Raw genomic sequence first — 15,025 nt, forward strand, 5'->3', positions numbered from 1 at the left:
GCATGAACCAGAGCGCCGTCCGCCGCGTCAACACGTCGGTGATTCTGCGTACGTTGGCGGTGTCGGCCGGGCCGATGACACTGACCGAGCTCGCCGAGCAGGCCGGACTCTCCCGCCGTACCAACGAGTTGATCCTCGACTCGCTCATCGAGGCGGGCTGGGTCACCGAGCTCGACCGCGTGCCGACCAGCGGCTGCGCCGGCCGCCCCGCCCGACGGTACCAACTGCGCGCCGAACACGCCCTGTTGGCGGCGGTCCGCATCAGCACCCTGGACGTGTCGGCGGTGGTGGCCGACGTCCGCGGCCGTATCCTCGGCCGCGCACACCGCCCCCTGCGCGCCTACCAGGATCCGCAGGCCACGCTCGACGACGCGGCGGCCCTCGTAGGGGAGGCACTCGACGACGCGGGCGGCTCGCCCGACCGGCTGTGCGCCGGTGCGGTCGCGGCCGGTGGCGCCATCGACGACGAAGGTGTCGTACGACGCCTGGTGCACACCACGCGCTGGGAGGGCGTGTGTCTGCCCGAGGAGCTCGGGCGGCGCGTCCGGATGCCCTGGTTCGCCGACAACGACACCAACCTCGGTGCGCTTGCGGAGCGTTGGCGAGGTGTGGCCGGTGACCACGACAACGTCGTCTGGGCGGTCCTCGGCAACCGGACCGGCCTCGGCATCCTGATCCGGGGCGCTGTGCACCGGGGTCTGGACGGCGCCGCCGGCGAGATCATCGAGGCGCACTCGATACCGGTCGGCTCGGTCGAGAACCACCCGGTCGCCTGGCTCACCTCACCCGAAGCGGACCGGCGCCGTATCGCCCTGGAGCGCTTCGAGGCGGCCCGGGCCGGAGACACGGAAGCGCTCGCCGAGGTCGCCGAGTTCGTCGAGAACATCACCTCGATCCTCACCACCCTGTCCTGGACGGTCGCGCCCTCGCTGATCGTGCTCGGCGGTGGTCTGGAGGACGCGGCCGACGTGCTGCTGCCCCGGGTGCGGGAGACGATGCGCGTCGCCCGCACCCCCGCGATCGAGCTGCGCGCCACCTGCCTGGGCCGCGACGCCGCGCTGATCGGCGCCGTGAAGCTGGCGCTCGACCGGATGGACACCGAGTTGTTCGGCCCGCTCGTCCCCGGCGCGTAACTCCCCCCACACCAGACGAGTTTGGAGTTCCCCTGTGACCGACATCCCGCACACCGACGTCCTCATCGTGGGCAGCGGCATCATGGGATCTGTGGTGGCCCGGCTGCTGCGGGACAGTGATCCGGGGCTGGGCATCACGATGGTCGAGGGCGGCAGCGCGATCGGCAGGACGCCCGGGCTGCATCTGCACGACGTCGACGACCCGGTCCTCTGGGCGCGCTACAACGAACAGGTCGTCAGCGGCATCCAGGGCATGTACACCGGCGCCGAGGTGGTGCGCGAGACAGCGGACAGCCTCACCGGCCTGACCCCCGGCATGTTCCACGCGCTGGCCTTCGGCGAGGACGCCGAGGCGATGCCCGCGACGGCGCTCGCCTGGAACGCGGGCGGCATGGGCGTGCACTGGACCGCCGCGACCCCGTGGCCCGCAGGCGACGAGGTGTTCGACTTCGGCGACCCGGCCGGCTGGACGGCGGACCTCGACACCGCGCGCCGACTGCTCGCCGTCACACCTTCCCCCATCGGCCCCACCGAGATCGGGCACCTGGTCCTCGACGTACTACGAAGGCGCTACGACGACACCGCACCGGACGACCGGCGCCCGCAGCCGATGCCCATGGCCGTCACGGCCACGGCATCCGGCCCCATGCCGCGCACCGCACCGGGGACGATCTTCCCGCCCATCGCGTCCGGCGGCGACCTGGCGTTCACCCTGCTGACCGGCATGCTCGCCACCAGGTTGCTCGTGTCGGCGGGCAGGGTCACCGGTGCCCGGCTGCGCCGCGTCGCCGACGGCACGGAGACCGAACTCCACGCGGACACCGTCATCGTGTGCGCCGACGCGCTGCGCACCCCGCAACTGCTGTTCGCCTCGGGCATCCGCCCCGCGGCCCTGGGCCGCCACCTCAACGAGCACGCGTTCATCACCGCCCGGGTGCTGCTCGACCTGGACCGGTTCGGCCTCACCCTCGACGACCTGCCCCTACCGCGCACAGGCGAGTTCAGCACGGACTCGCTCTGGCTGCCGCAGAACGGAACGGCACAGCCCTTCCACGGGCAGATCATGAACCGGACGTACGTCGGCGAGGACGGCCGCCCGCTCGCGCACGCCGTGGGACTCACCCTGTACGCCCCTGTCGAGTCACGCCCCGAGAACCGCCTCGTCTTCTCGGAGTCGGAGACCGACCTCGCGCAACTGCCGCGCATCCGCGTCGAGTTCGGCTACTCCGACACCGACCGCGCGCTCATCGACCGGGCGTCCGCCGAAGTTCGGTCACTGGCCCAGGAGTTCGGCCCGTTCGACCCCGCCACCGAACTCGCGCTGCTCCCGCCCGGTTCCTCCCTGCACCTGACCGGTACGGTCCGGGCGGGCACCGCCGACGACGGCACCACCGTCTGCGACCCGGACGGCCGGGTGTGGGGTTACGACAACCTGTACCTCGCAGGCAACGGCGTGATCCCCACCCCGATGGCCGCCAACGTCACCCTGACCGGCGCGGTGACCGCCGTACGGACCGCCCGAGCCGTTGCAAGCCGAACCGCGCCGCTCGCCGCGCGCTGAAAGGAAGTTCGACCGTGATCAGCACAGTCAAGGAATACCGCGTGGCGCTACCGGCCTGGATCGACGAGGAGCTGGCCGACACGCCGGCCGTGGTCCCCGACCGCGCCGACCGGATGCGGATCGTGCACCGCCTCGCCGACCGCAACTGGCGGGAGGGCAACGGCGGTCCGTTCGCGGCCCTCGTCGCAGAGCGCGACACCGGCCGGATCGTCTCCGTCGGCGTGAACGTCGTGCTCGCCTCCGGCATCTCCAGCGCCCACGCGGAGGTCGTGGCACTGGGCCTCGCCCAAATGGCCCTCGGCAGCTGGGACTTGGGTGCCGAAGGAGTGCCCGCGCACGAACTCGTCGTCAACTGGCGTCCCTGCGTGCAGTGTTACGGCGCCACGATGTGGTCCGGGGTGCGCGGTCTCGTGGTCGCGGGGGAGGGGCCCGAGCTGGAGGAGATCACCACGTTCGACGAGGGCCCTCTCGGCGCCGACTGGGCCGAGCAGTTCGAGGCACGCGGGATCGACGTCGTAGGAGATGTGCTCCGGGACGAGGCACTGGCCGTGTTCCGGAACTACCGCGAGGCCGTCGACGCGGCCGACGGGATCGTCGTCTACAACGCGCGCGGAGGCACCGAATGACGGCCACGGCACCGCGCTTCGCCACCGACGTCATCACCTTCTACCACCCGGACTTCTGGGACCTCCCCTCCGCCGACGCCGTGCGCGACTGGGCACTGGCCCACCCCGAGCGGTTCTGGACACGGGTGATGGACGCGCTGACGGCGGCCGGTGTCACGGGTATCGAGCTGACCTTCGCGCCGGGCGACATCGAGTCGGCCCTGCGGGCCTTCGGCAGCGCACCCGCCTTCCGTCGCGAACTGGCGGCCCGGGGGCTGTCCGTCGTCAGCGCGTTCATCGCCGACAGTGACGCCCCCGGCTGGCGGGACGGCGCCGATCTGCCCGCGATCGTCGCCGACGCCGAACGCCGGGCCGCCTTCCTCGCCGACGTCGGGGCGGAACTCCTTGTCGCCGGCCTGCCCATGCGGACGACATTCGGCACGCGACCGCCCTTCTTCGTCGACGCCGCGTACATGACCCGCATGGCCGACATCGCGCACGCGGTCGGAGAGGCCGTCTCGCATCTCGGTGTGAAGCTCGCCTTCCACACTGAGTCCAACAGCACCCTCTGGTACGAGCGGGACATCGACCTGTTCATGGCCCTGACCGACCCGCGCTACGTCTGGCTGTGCCCCGACTCCTGCCACATCGCCCTAGGCGGCGGCGACCCGGTGGCGGTGGCCCGCCGCCACACCCCGCGCATCGCCCTCGGCCACTGGAAGGACGCGGTCAAGCCCATCGACGTCGAACTCGCCATCGACGAAACGGTCTTCACCCAGCAGCAGCCCTACATGACCGAACTGGGCACGGGCATCGTCGACTGGCAGGGCTGGGCCGACGCCATGTCCCGCACCCCGGGCGCCGGCACCGTACTCATCGAACTGGACGAGGCAGCCGACCCGGTCGCCGCGCTCAGAGCCGGAACAGCCGTGGCGCGGAAGGCAGTTCGCCCGTGATCGACTTCTCCGCCTGCATCGAGCTGATGTTCCTCGAAGGCGAGCGGCCACTCGACGACCGCGTACGCGCCGCGGCAGACTCGGGGTTCCGCGCGGTGGAGATCTGGGAGTGGTGGGACAAGGACCTGCCCCGCCTCGCCCGCGCGCTGGATGCGACCGGCACGCGTCTGATCACCCTGTGCGTCGAGTCGTGGCGGGACAAGTGCGACCTGGGCGACCCGTCGTCGCACGACGAGTTCCTCACCCGCGTACGGGCAGCCGCCGACGTCGCCCGACAACTGAACACTTCCGGACTCGTCGTACTCGCCGGGGACGTCGTCCCAGGAATCGAGCCCGCCGCTCAGCTCCGCAACACGGCCGAGGTGCTCGCCCGGGCGGGAGAGGAAGCCGGCGGGAACGGACTCGAACTGCTCGTGGAGGTCGTCAATCGCGCATACGAGGGTCCCCACGCCCTGATCTCCGACTCACGGTCGGCGCTCTCCCTCCTGCGCGCGGTCAACCTCCCCAACGTCCGCCTCCTCTACGACCGTTACCACGCGATCCTCAACGGCGAGCCCCTCGGAACCGAGATCCAGGACGCCATCCCGCTGATCGCCCACGTCCAGGCAGCCGACATCCCGGGCCGCCACGAGTTCGGCACCGGGACCATCGACTGGGCCACGGAACTCGCCTGGCTCCAAAAGGCCGGTTACGACGGCTACGTAGGCATCGAGGCGACACCACTCGGAGACGGCAGCCGGGTCTACGCCGCTGCCCGGGGCCTCCTTTGACGGCTACGCGCCTGTCGCTGTTGGGCTGCCTGTCGGGTCAGTGGCCGCTGAGCATGGCCAGGACGTTGTCGTAGGTGGCGTTGGCCTCCGCGTGGCGCAGGAACTTGACGTTCTCGACGAGGAGTTCCCTGGCGTCGGGCTGGGTGCGCAGGAGGGTCATGGCTTCGGAGAGGAAGTCCTCCAGCGGCATGGCCTGCTCGCTCTCCTGCTGCCCCATCAAAGTGGTCCGCACGGCCGGCGGGACCAGTTCGATCACCTGGACGGAGGTGTCGGCGAGCTGGACGCGCAGGCTCTCGCTGAAGGAGTGGACCGCGGCCTTGGTGGCGTTGTAGGTAGGGGTGATCGGCAGCGGTACGAACGCCAGCCCGGAGCTGACGTTGATGACGGCCGCGTCGTCCTTGTCCACCAGGTGGGGCAGGAAGGCGTTGACCATCCGGATCGGGCCGAGCAGATTGGTGGTGACGGTGTCCTCGGCGACGCGCAGGGAGTCGGCGGCGAGGAGATTTTCCGGCAGCATGATGCCCGCGTTGTTGACCAGGACGTTCACCTCCGGGTAGGTGCTGGTCACCGTCTCGCGGGCCTGGGCGATCGACGTGGGATCGGTGACGTCGAGGACGATCGTCTCGATGCCCGGGTGGTCGGTCGTGATCCGGTCCAGCAGATCCTTCCGCCGTCCGGCGACGATCACCTTGTTGCCGGCCTGCAGGAAGCGCAGGGCCAGGCCGAGCCCGATGCCCGAGGTGCCGCCGGTGATCAGAATCGTGTTGCCCGTGGTCTTCATGGGGATGTCTTCTCCTTCGCCGCGGGGAGCAGGTGCGCCCCGCACCACCGACTCTGCGGGTGCCCCCGGCCGCGCGGGAGAGGAGCGCTTGTCGGGGGATCGGCGATCCCTCCCCAGGAGCGCCGGGCTGCGGCCGGCTCCGCCCGGGAGAGGGGCAGAGCCATGGATCGGCGGTCCCTGGATGAGGGAGCGGGCGGCAGCCATCATGGGGGCATGGACACAGTAGGACTGGCGGATTTCCTGCGTCGGCGGCGTGAAACGCTGCAGCCCGGCGATGTCGGACTGATCGACGGCCCACGCAGGCGCACCCGGGGACTGCGCCGAGAGGAGGTCGCCGGCCTTGCCGGCATGTCCACCGACTACTACACCCGGCTGGAACAGCAGCGCGGCCCGCAGCCCTCCCAGCAGATGGCAGCCGCCCTCGCTCGCGCCCTGCGCCTGAGTCTGGACGAACGCGACCATCTCTTCAGCCTCATCGGCCACAACGTCCCGGCCCGCTTCCTTCGCTCCGAGCACGTCAGCCCGGCTCTGATGAGGGTGCTGGACCGTCTCGACGACACCCCGGCCCTGGTCCTGTCCGATCTGGCCGATGCCCTGGTGCAGAACCCGCTCGCGGTCGCGCTGCTCGGCGACCAGACCCGCCACACCGGTCTGGCGCGCAGCGCCTACTACCGCTGGTTCACGGACCCGGCCGAGCGGACCCACTATCCGGAAGAAGACCACCCGCGGCAGAGCCGGATCCAGGCAGCCGCCCTGCGGGCCGCGCTGACGGCCGACCGCCGCCACCCCCGAGCCGCGCAGATCGTCGCCGAACTGTGCGAACGCAGCCCGGAATTCGTCCGCGTGTGGGAACGGCACGAGGTCGCCAAGCGCTTCGAGGATCACAAAACCCTCATCCACTCCGAACTTGGCCGCATCGACGTCGACTGCCAGGTCATGTTCGCCGACAACCGCGCACAGACCCTGCTGATAATGACCACGCGTCCCGGCACGGAAAGCCACGGAAAACTCCAACTGCTCTCGGTCATAGGACACCAGCAGTTCACCCACTGACCCGCCGCTCACGCGGCATACGCCTCGGCTACGCCCGTGCGTCCACCGCCCATGGCCGGCCCGGGCAACGAGTTGATCCATCGGCCCCTGGCCGGGGAATGCGAGCTCTGCGAGGCGGGCCCGGCTCACATTCACGATCTTGGTCCCTGCGGGCATTGTCTGCAGGACGGCGACGGGTTCCAGCACAGCTTCACCGCACTGTGGCTGCGGGAGGCATCCGACGATCCTCGCGCTGCTCGACGATGTCAGCCGTCTCGGCTTCGCCCTGGTCCGCGGTGTCCCCGCGGAACTGGACGGCATGCAGGCCCTCATCGATCTGATCGGCTTCCTGCGCGTCACCGACAACGGGGCCATCGAGGACATCAAGGCGTTGCCGCCGGTTCCGGGCGCTGACCTCGGTACCCGTCAACTGGCGCTACGCGGACGAACAGGCCGTCCTTGAGGACTCCAGTCCGTTCATCGAAGTGGCGGCGGACGGATCGATCTCACACGTACGCTTCCACGGCCGCAGCGACCGGATCCCCGCCCTGGACCACAAGACCCTCATGCGCGACCTCACCGGCACACCCTGGCGCCACCGCGCCTGACGCTCCTACAGATCGCATTTGCGCAACACGTTTCCGACGTGAGAAGGCCAACGTCCAGCGGTGACTGACGGCGCTCACCCTGGGTACTCACCGGCTCATGCGGATGAGTGTGGTGGACGTGGGGTCGAACGCGGTTCGGCTCGTGGTGGCGGACGTAGGGGACGGTGTGCCGTTGCCGGTGCACACGGCCAAATGGAAGTTGCGGCTCTCCGAGCACGTCGGGCCGCACGGAGAGATCCCCGAGGAAGCCGTACGCCAGCTCGTGAAGGCGGTGTCGGCAGCCGAGAAGACCGCCCGGCACTGGGGCGCTGCGGGGCCGCTCGCCTTCGCGACGGCGGTCGTCCGCGGCGCGCCCAACCGGCTCGACGTGCTGCGCTCGGTGCATACGGAGACCGGGATACGACTGTCCACGCTGCCGGGGGAGTTGGAGGGCGAGCTCACGTTTCTCGGTGCCCGGCGCTGGATGGGCTGGCGGGCCGGGCCGCTCGCGCTGTTCGACATCGGGGGCGGATCCTTCGAGGTCGCGTTCGGGCGCGGTCGGTTGCCCGACTTCGTGGCGTCCCTCCCGCTCGGCGCGGGCCGGCTGACCCGGGACTTCCTGCCGGGTCAGGACCGGCCGCCCGAGCAGATGGTCAAGGCCATGCGGCGCGAGGTACGGCACCAACTGCGGGACGTGGCCGCGCGGATCCGCTGGGAGGGGCCACGGACGACGGTGGTGACATCACGCACCTTTCAGCAGCTGGCCCGACTCTGCGGTGCCGCGCCCGGTCGCCAAGGTCCCTTCGTGGAAAGGAGGCTGGTGCGGTCGGAGCTGCGCGTGGGCCTCGACCGGCTGTCCGCCCTCGCGGCGTCCGAACGGGCCCAGCTTCCGGGCGTCTCGGCACCCCGGGCCGCGCAGAGCCTGGCCGGAGCCGTGGTCGGGCACACGGTGATGAAGCTGACGGGCATCAAGACCGTCACCGTCTGCCCCTGGGGCATTCGCGAGGGAATCCTGCTGCGGTACATCGAGGACGGCGGGTCCTGGTGGACCGAAATGACCCGCCGCAGCGCCGACGCGGAACCGGTGGGAAGGGCCGCCCTGCGCATCGCACCGGGTCCGGAACCGACGACCGCCGACGGCTGACGGCCCGAACTCCGTTCGCCTCCCCGCCACTTGGTACCGGTCCGTGCAACCCCCGCCCTCCGCACGGTTCGGCTACGAAGGAAGCGGTTCCGCGCCGATTCCCGGAGACCCGCCGTACCCTCAACAACGCTGGGCGCGGGGCGCGTTGGACGGTTCCGGTTCCGGCCGCGCCGGCTGCGTACGAGACGTCCCGGCGTACCGGTATGCTCTCGACTGTTGTCTGACGGCAACTATATTCGCGGGGGACAGCGCGGTGGGGAGGGCGGGCCATGGTGGTGCCACGGCCACGGGCCGACGACCTGCTGTCCGTGGGCGGCGAAGGGGTCGGGCCGGACGCCTGGGTGGCCTGGCAGCCCTCCGTCCTGCTGGTCGAGGACGACGCGGGTGACGCGCTGCTGGTGGAGGAACTGGTCGCCGACAGCGCGCTGAAGATACGTCTGCAGTGGGTGCGGTCGATGGCCGAGGCCGCCGAGGCGCTCGCGGCCGACGTACCGGACTGTGTCCTGCTCGACCTGCATCTGCCGGACGCCCAGGGGCTGGAGGCGCTCTCCCGGGTACGGGCGGGCGCCGAACGGGCCGCTGTCGTGGTCCTCACCGGTCTCGCCGAGGAGGAGACCGGACTCGCCGCCGTCGCCGCCGGGGCGCAGGACTACCTCGTCAAGGGCCGGGTCGAACCGGGCCTGTTCGGACGCGCGGTGCGCTACGCGATCCAGCGCAAGCAGGCCGAGCGGGCGGCGGTCGCCCTCCAGGCCAGCCGCATGCAGGCCCAGGAGAACTCCCGCCTGGAACGCGGGCTGTTGCCCAGACCCCTGCTGCGCGGCGAGGGCGTGGAAGCGGTCGCCCGCTACCGTCCCGGCCGCGCGCAGGCACTGCTCGGTGGCGACTTCTACGACATCGTGCAGAGCGTCGACGGCACGGTCCACGCGGTGGTCGGTGACGTCTCCGGGCACGGCCCCGACGAGGCCGCCCTCGGTGTCGCCCTGCGCATCGCCTGGCGCACGCTGGTGCTCAGCGGTATCACGGGCGCCGAACAGGTCGCGCGGCTGGAGGAACTCCTCGTCGCCGAGCGCATCCGCGGCGAGGTCTTCGCCACCCTCGTCTGTCTCACCGCCGCACCCGGCGAGCGCACCGCCCGCGTGGTACGGGCCGGACACCACGGACTGCTGATGCGGGACGGCGGCGGTGTGGAGTGGGTGGAGGTGCCCGGCGGTCCGGCACTGGGCGTGGTTCCCGGCCTCGCGGACTGGCCGGTCGCGGACCTCTCCGTACCGCCCGGCGCGGCCGTGGTCCTCTTCACCGACGGACTCTTCGAAGGGCATGTCGGCCGGGGCGCGGAGCGCCTGGGCGAGGACGGTCTGCTACGGCTGGCCCGGGAGCGGGCCGCACTGGCCCCGGCGCCGTTCGTCGACGAACTGATCGCCCGCGCCGAGGCTTTGGCCGAGACCCGGGGCGGCCTGGCGGACGACGTGGCCGTGCTGCACCTCCACTGGACATGAGACATCTGCCCCGAATGTGATTCACCGCGCCGGAAACGAGCAGGTGGGACGAGAGGGTGCCGCAACGAGACGAACGGTGAGGGACATGGCGGGCGGAACAGGGATCGGGCGCCGGCTGACGGTACAGGGATGGTTCTTCCTCGCGCTGTCGCTCATGGTGCTGCTGGTGGTGATCGGCAGCGCGATCGGCGCGAACCTGCTGAGCCGGACGGCCGCCGTCACCGACGATCTGCTCCAGCGCGTACAGCCCGCCCAGACCGAGGCGTACCGGCTGCAGGCCGCCCTGGTCAACCAGGAGACCGGCATCCGCGGCTACGCGATCGCCGCCGACAAACAGTTCCTCGAGCCGTACACCAGCGGCAAACAGGACGAGGTCCGCTCGGCGGCCAGGCTGCGTGTACAACTCCGCGACCGGCCCGAACTGCTCGCCGATCTGCGGGCGGTGGAGCGCGGGGCGGCCGACTGGCGGCGGACCTACGCCGAACCCCTGGCCGCCGCCGTCACCCCCGGCCGGCCGCACGCCGTCGACCAGACCACCGTCGACAGCGGCAAGCACGACTTCGACCGGCTGCGCGCCCTCTGGGCGACCCAGAACACCGATCTCGCGCGGGCGGTGAAAGCGGGCCGGGCCCACCTCGCCCACCAGCGGACGGTGCGCGACACCGTGCTGAGCGGCATGGTCGCCGCCTTCCTGCTCACCGGCGTCGCCCTCGCCGTACTCGTACGACTGCTGGTGACCCGGCCCCTGGAGGCGCTGAGCACCGCGTCGGAACGGGTCGCCGCAGGCGACTTCGCGCACCGCATCACCGGGGACGGTCCTGCCGACCTCACCGCCGTGGCCGGAGCCGTCGAGGGCATGCGCAGACGGATCGTCGCCGAACTCGACGCCTCCCGGGAAAAGGAGGAGGTACTCGGCCGCCAGGCCGACGAGTTGGACGCCCAGGCCGTCGAACTGCGCCGTTCCAACGCCGAGTTGGAGCAGTTCGCCTATGTCGCCTCGCACGATCTGCAGGAACCGCTGCGCAAGGTCGCCTCGTTCTGCCAGCTGTTGGAGAAACGGTACGCGGACAAGCTGGACGAACGCGGGCTGCAGTACATCGACTTCGCGGTCGACGGCGCCAAACGCATGCAGGTGCTCATCAACGACCTGCTCACCTTCTCCCGCGTCGGGCGACTCGACGACACCCGGGAGAAGGCCGGTCTCGGCCAGGCGCTGGACAAGGCGCTGCGGAACCTCGCGGCGGCCGTCGAGGAGTCGCAGGCCCGGATCGACCGGCCCGAGACCCTGCCCGAGACCGTCGGCGATCCGACACTGCTGACCATGCTCTGGCAGAACCTCGTGGGCAACGCCCTGAAGTTCCGTCACCCGGACCGCACCCCGCAGGTGTCCGTCACCTGCGAAACCGACCCCGAGACCCCCGGCATGTGGCGCCTGTGCGTCACCGACAACGGCATCGGCATCCCCGAGGAGTTCACCGACAAGGTCTTCGTCATCTTCCAACGGCTGCACAGCCGCGACGCCTACGGCGGCACCGGCATCGGACTCGCCCTGTGCAAGAAGATCGTCGAACACCACGGCGGCCGGATCTGGATCGACAGCACGGTCGGCGAGGGCACCCGCCTCTGCTTCACGCTTCCCTCCGCCGAGGAAGCAGCGGACGCCGAGGAAGCCGCAGAAGCAGCGGACGCCGGGGAAACCACTGAAGCCCCCGAAGCACCCGAAACCCCTGAAGTCACCGACGACGAGAAGGCCCTGACATGACCCTCCCCGACGCCACCCCGATCGACGTCCTGCTCGTCGAGGACGATCCGGGCGACGAACTGATGACCCGGGAAGCCTTCGAGGACAACAAGATCGGCAACACCCTCCACGTCGTCCGGGACGGCGAGGAGGCACTCGACTTCCTCTACCGGCGCGGCGCGCACACCGGCGCCCCGCAGCCCGACCTCATCCTGCTCGACCTCAACCTGCCGAAGTACGACGGCCGGCAGGTCCTGGAGAAGATCAAGTCCGACCCGGAACTGGTGCACATCCCCGTCGTCGTCCTGACCACCTCGTCGGCCGAGGAGGACATCCTCCGCAGCTACAAGCTGCACGCCAACGCCTATGTCACCAAGCCGGTCGACCTGGACCAGTTCATCGCCGCGGTCCGCCAGATCGACGACTTCTTCGTGCAGGTGGTCCGCCTGCCCCATCGCTCCGGATGATCACGGCGCTGCGGGACCGCGTCCGCGCCAGTCCAGGCACACCACCAAGGCGTCGTCGTCGGGGGTCGGCGTGCCGCGGTGGCCGGTCAGTTCGCGCAGCACGGCCCTGGGCACGTCGGCGGCGGGCAGCAGCCTCGTGTGCTGGACCGCCCGCGCCAGTGCCGCGTCCCCGTACGCCTCACCCTTGGGCGAGGCCACGGCGTACACCCCGTCGCTGACGAAGAGGATCCGGTCGCCGGGCTCGACCCGGAAGTCCTGCTCGACGTAGTCGGTCTCCTCGAACATGCCCAGCGGCAGCTGGGCGTCGAAGACGACACGTTCCACCACCCCGTCGCGCAGCCGCAGCGTCTGCGGAGACCCGGCGTCCACCACCCGCGCCCGCCCGGTGGTGAGTTCGAAGTCGAACATCAACACGGACATATGGCTACGGCCCCGGTAGTGGGCGTACACCGCCTGGTCCGCGAGGGCCGCCTGGTCGGCGAGGGGGATGCCCGCCCGGCGTGCGTTGCGCAGGGCGTTGACCGTCAGGTTCGTCAGCAGCGAGGCCTCTATGCCCTCGCCCATGCCGTTCGAGACGTAGAGCGTGAGACCGTCGGCCGTGGCGGACCAGTCGAAGTTGTCGCCGTGGATCGCGTAGGCGGGCTCCAGTTGGGCGCCGAGCTCGAACTCGGGGCGGGAGCAGGAGCGGCCGGGCAGCAACTGCCACTGCATCTCCGCCGCCAGAGTGAGCCGGTCCTTGCGCCTGGCCCGCAGATACAGATCGGTGTCACGCTCGGCCACCAGTACCTCGTGCCCCAACACCTCGGCCAGCTCCGCCAGTTCGGGCAGACACTCGCGTGCGTGGTCGCCGCCGGGAAGCGTCACGGAGAGCACGCCGAGGCGGTCCCCGCGCACACTGATCGGAAGGTGCACACACACGCTGCCGTCCCCGAAGTTGCCCTCCACGAAAGGCTCTTGGGCGCCGAAGGCACGGCCCGCGGGGGTGTTGTGCACGGAGACCGGCGGCAGGGTGTGTGGCAGGTCGGTGACGCTCTGCAGCACGGTCAGGCCGTAGTCGGCCATGAGCAGCTCCACTGAGTCCGCCGCGTACCGCCGGACCAGTTCCCGGCCGACCACGTCGGGCAGTTCGTGGGGAGCCGCGGTACGCAGCGCCCGCTCGACAGCCATGAATCTGTTCACGATCGCAGGTATGCCAATCTCTCGCCCGGAGAACGCGTAGCGCGTGCCTAGTACCCTGGTACCCGTCCCTGTGCCTGCGAGAGTGTGATCGTGACCTCCATCCACCCCCGCCCCGAACCCGCCGAGGTCGCGCGGGTCACTTCCACGGCCGCGGAACTACTGGAAGTCCTGTGGGGACGCGCCTCGACCGCGCCCGCGTCCGCCTCGCAGCTGCGGGTCCTGTTCATCCTGGAACACCACGAGGGCATCAACCTGCGCACCCTCGCCGACCACCTGGCCTCGACACCGCCGTCGACCAGCCGGCTCTGCGACCGGTTGCAGGCCGCCGGGTTCGTCGACCGCGAGGTGAGCCCCACGGACCGGCGTGAGGTGCGCCTGTACCTCAGCGATCCCGGGCGGACCTTCCTGTCGGATCTGCGGACCCGCCGCGAGGAGGCGTTGGGCGCGGTGCTGGCACAGATGCCGGCCGCCGGGCGCAACGCGCTGCTCACGGGTCTGGAGGCGTTCTGCGCGGTGGCGTCGGCGCAGATCCACGACCACGACGAGTCCGCCGACAGCCGCACAGCCTGACCGAGCCGCGCAGGAGTGCCCACGTCACGCTCCGCGACGGCGACGCGATCAGCCGCGTGCGAAGGCGAGGAGGTCCGCGTCGAACCGATCGGCGAACTCGGGGACCATCGCCAGGCCGTGCGGAGCGCCCGGGTAGATCTTGTAGGTCACGTCCTTGACGAGTTTCGAGGACTTGTCGGCGGAGGCCACGATGGGAACGATCTGGTCGTCGTCGCCGTGCACGATCAAGGTGGGGACGTCGATCTTCTTGAGGTCTTCGGTGAGGTCGGTCTCGGAGAACGCCTTGACACAGTCGTAGGCACCCTTGATTCCCACGGTCATGCTCCAGAGCCAGAACTGGTCCCGAGTCCCCTGGGTGACGGTCGAGTTGTCGCGGTTGGCGCCGAAGAACGGAGCGCTGAGATCTTTGTAGAACTGCGAACGGTCCGTTTCCACACCCTTGCGGATCTCGTCGAAGGCCTCGATCGGCAGGCCTTCGGGATTCGCGTCCGTCTTGAGCATCAGCGGCGGGATCGCGCCGAGCAGAACGACCTTGGCGACCCGACCGGACCCGTGCCGGCCGATGTAGCGGGTGACCTCGCCGCCGCCCGTCGAGTGACCGACGAGAATCACGTCGCGCAGGTCGAGGGCTTCGATGACCGCTGCCAGGTCGTCGGCGTACGTGTCGAGGTCGTTGCCCTCCCAGGGCTGATCGGAGCGTCCGCCCCCGCGCCGGTCGTGGGCCACTGCGCGGAATCCGTTGTCCGCCATCAGTTTCAACTGGGGATCCCACGCGTCGGCCGTCAGCGGCCACCCGTGGGAGAAGACGACCGGCTGTCCCGACCCCCAGTCCTTGTAGAAGATCCGCGTGCCGTCCGTACTGGTGGCGAAAGGCATGGTGTTTTCCTCCCGAAATGCTCGAACTGTTGGAGTACGTCATACGGGGAATCGACGGAAGCCGTCGGTGGCGAGAGGCGACCGGAATGAACACGTCGACCACAACACTCTAGGCGAGGCGAGGCAC

The 15,025-nt window shown here is 70.3% G+C and carries 16 protein-coding genes; 13 read left to right on the top strand and 3 right to left on the bottom strand.

Annotated elements, in window-relative coordinates; all coding sequences use genetic code 11:
* Nucleotides 1-2 precede the first annotated feature (2 nt).
* The 5 genes from OC490_RS32555 to OC490_RS32575 are packed head-to-tail and all read left to right on the top strand — an operon-like array spanning nucleotide 3 to nucleotide 5,025.
* A complete protein-coding gene (locus OC490_RS32555) occupies nucleotides 3-1,133 on the top strand; it encodes an ROK family transcriptional regulator (RefSeq protein WP_262061707.1) in 1,131 nt (376 codons plus the stop codon).
* Nucleotides 1,134-1,167: 34 nt separating this feature from the next.
* The gene (locus OC490_RS32560) at nucleotides 1,168-2,694 is read left to right on the top strand and encodes a GMC oxidoreductase (protein WP_262061611.1); all 1,527 of its coding nucleotides are present in this window, start codon (nucleotides 1,168-1,170) and stop codon (nucleotides 2,692-2,694) included.
* A gap of 14 nt (nucleotides 2,695-2,708) precedes the next feature.
* Complete coding sequence (locus OC490_RS32565; protein WP_262061612.1) at nucleotides 2,709-3,320, top strand: nucleoside deaminase; 612 nt, start codon at nucleotides 2,709-2,711, stop codon at nucleotides 3,318-3,320.
* Complete coding sequence (locus OC490_RS32570; RefSeq protein ID WP_262061613.1) at nucleotides 3,317-4,255, top strand: sugar phosphate isomerase/epimerase family protein; 939 nt, start codon at nucleotides 3,317-3,319, stop codon at nucleotides 4,253-4,255. Before OC490_RS32565 ends, OC490_RS32570 begins: the two co-directional genes overlap by 4 nt.
* On the top strand, nucleotides 4,252-5,025 hold the full coding sequence (locus tag OC490_RS32575) for a TIM barrel protein (RefSeq protein ID WP_262061614.1): 774 nt from the start codon (nucleotides 4,252-4,254) through the stop codon (nucleotides 5,023-5,025). Before OC490_RS32570 ends, OC490_RS32575 begins: the two co-directional genes overlap by 4 nt.
* Before the next feature lie 37 nt (nucleotides 5,026-5,062).
* Here the strand turns inward: OC490_RS32575 and OC490_RS32580 are convergent, their stop codons facing one another.
* Nucleotides 5,063-5,806: an SDR family oxidoreductase gene (locus OC490_RS32580; RefSeq protein WP_262061615.1), complete on the bottom strand. Its 744-nt coding sequence runs from the start codon at nucleotides 5,804-5,806 to the stop codon at nucleotides 5,063-5,065.
* A gap of 213 nt (nucleotides 5,807-6,019) precedes the next feature.
* On the opposite strand from OC490_RS32580, the gene OC490_RS32585 reads away from it, so the two are divergent.
* From OC490_RS32585 to OC490_RS32615, 7 genes are all read left to right on the top strand, one after another.
* Nucleotides 6,020-6,859 carry a helix-turn-helix domain-containing protein gene (locus OC490_RS32585; RefSeq protein WP_262061616.1) on the top strand — a complete coding sequence of 280 codons (840 nt, stop codon included), beginning with the start codon at nucleotides 6,020-6,022 and terminating at the stop codon, nucleotides 6,857-6,859.
* 139 nt (nucleotides 6,860-6,998) lie between these two features.
* Nucleotides 6,999-7,301, top strand: a complete 303-nt coding sequence (locus OC490_RS32590) for a hypothetical protein (RefSeq protein ID WP_262061617.1) — start codon at nucleotides 6,999-7,001, stop codon at nucleotides 7,299-7,301.
* Nucleotides 7,302-7,323: 22 nt separating this feature from the next.
* Nucleotides 7,324-7,446, top strand: coding sequence for a hypothetical protein (locus OC490_RS32595; protein WP_262061618.1), 123 nt, complete (start codon nucleotides 7,324-7,326; stop codon nucleotides 7,444-7,446).
* 97 nt (nucleotides 7,447-7,543) lie between these two features.
* On the top strand, nucleotides 7,544-8,569 hold the full coding sequence (locus tag OC490_RS32600; RefSeq protein ID WP_262061619.1) for a Ppx/GppA family phosphatase: 1,026 nt from the start codon (nucleotides 7,544-7,546) through the stop codon (nucleotides 8,567-8,569).
* Nucleotides 8,570-8,838: 269 nt separating this feature from the next.
* On the top strand, nucleotides 8,839-10,065 hold the full coding sequence (locus OC490_RS32605) for a PP2C family protein-serine/threonine phosphatase (RefSeq protein ID WP_262061620.1): 1,227 nt from the start codon (nucleotides 8,839-8,841) through the stop codon (nucleotides 10,063-10,065).
* 85 nt (nucleotides 10,066-10,150) lie between these two features.
* On the top strand, nucleotides 10,151-11,827 hold the full coding sequence (locus OC490_RS32610; RefSeq protein ID WP_262061621.1) for a sensor histidine kinase: 1,677 nt from the start codon (nucleotides 10,151-10,153) through the stop codon (nucleotides 11,825-11,827).
* Nucleotides 11,824-12,273: a response regulator gene (locus tag OC490_RS32615; protein WP_262061622.1), complete on the top strand. Its 450-nt coding sequence runs from the start codon at nucleotides 11,824-11,826 to the stop codon at nucleotides 12,271-12,273. The genes OC490_RS32610 and OC490_RS32615 overlap by 4 nt, the downstream gene beginning before the upstream one ends.
* Here the strand turns inward: OC490_RS32615 and OC490_RS32620 are convergent, their stop codons facing one another.
* The gene (locus OC490_RS32620; RefSeq protein ID WP_262061708.1) at nucleotides 12,274-13,440 is read right to left on the bottom strand and encodes a PP2C family protein-serine/threonine phosphatase; all 1,167 of its coding nucleotides are present in this window, start codon (nucleotides 13,438-13,440) and stop codon (nucleotides 12,274-12,276) included. It abuts the gene before it with no gap.
* Between the two features lie 96 nt (nucleotides 13,441-13,536).
* On the opposite strand from OC490_RS32620, the gene OC490_RS32625 reads away from it, so the two are divergent.
* Complete coding sequence (locus OC490_RS32625; protein WP_262061623.1) at nucleotides 13,537-14,022, top strand: MarR family transcriptional regulator; 486 nt, start codon at nucleotides 13,537-13,539, stop codon at nucleotides 14,020-14,022.
* A gap of 48 nt (nucleotides 14,023-14,070) precedes the next feature.
* Here the strand turns inward: OC490_RS32625 and OC490_RS32630 are convergent, their stop codons facing one another.
* Nucleotides 14,071-14,898: an alpha/beta fold hydrolase gene (locus OC490_RS32630; RefSeq protein ID WP_262061624.1), complete on the bottom strand. Its 828-nt coding sequence runs from the start codon at nucleotides 14,896-14,898 to the stop codon at nucleotides 14,071-14,073.
* Nucleotides 14,899-15,025 lie beyond the last annotated feature (127 nt).

Origin of the sequence: Streptomyces sp. STR69, assembly GCF_024519455.1 — a bacterium.
GTDB lineage: Bacteria > Actinomycetota > Actinomycetes > Streptomycetales > Streptomycetaceae > Streptomyces.